1 protein-coding gene is annotated in these 634 nt (G+C 36.1%); it reads left to right on the top strand.

Annotated features, from left to right (window positions below; translation table 11 throughout):
* Nucleotides 1-634: MobA/MobL family protein (locus tag LKE01_RS11970; protein ID WP_186806025.1), on the top strand; the 634-nt coding region annotated here is incomplete at both ends.

The raw sequence follows: 634 nt of genomic DNA on the forward strand, positions 1-634 counted from the left end.
CGGCACAATTGGGCGGTTAGTGTAAATCAAGTTTTAGAGCAAAAAAATATTCCCGATCGGATCAGCGAAAAATCATTTATCGAGGAGGGAATAGATGATACCCCAATGCAACATGAGGGAATCAATAGTAAGCGGCATGAAAGAAAGGCATTTAACCAACAAGTTAAGGACTATCGCAAGGCCAAAGCCAGTTATAAAAATAACCAAGAAAAAGTAATCAATAGAGGTCATTTAGATAGCCTAAGTAAACACTTTTCGTTTAATGAAAAACGGGTAGTTAAAGAGTTAAGCCATGAACTGAAAACTTATATCAGTTTGGAAAACTTAGATGATAAGCGGCGCATGCTATTTAATTGGAAAAACAGCACCTTAATTAAACATGCGGTTGGTGAAGATGTGACTAAACAATTATTGACAATTAACCAACAAGAAAGCTCACTCAAAAAAGCAGATGAACTCTTAAATAAAGTGGTTGATCGCACGACTAAAAAACTTTATCCAGAGCTTAATTTTGAACAGACCACGCAAGCTGAAAGACGGGAATTAATTAAGGAAACCGATAGCGAACAAACAGTTTTCAAGGGTAGTGAATTAAACGAATGTTTAATGAACATTCGTGATGATTTGTTGACCC

It is taken from the genome of Lentilactobacillus kefiri, from assembly GCF_007989105.1.
Classification (GTDB): Bacteria; Bacillota; Bacilli; order Lactobacillales; family Lactobacillaceae; genus Lentilactobacillus; species Lentilactobacillus kefiri.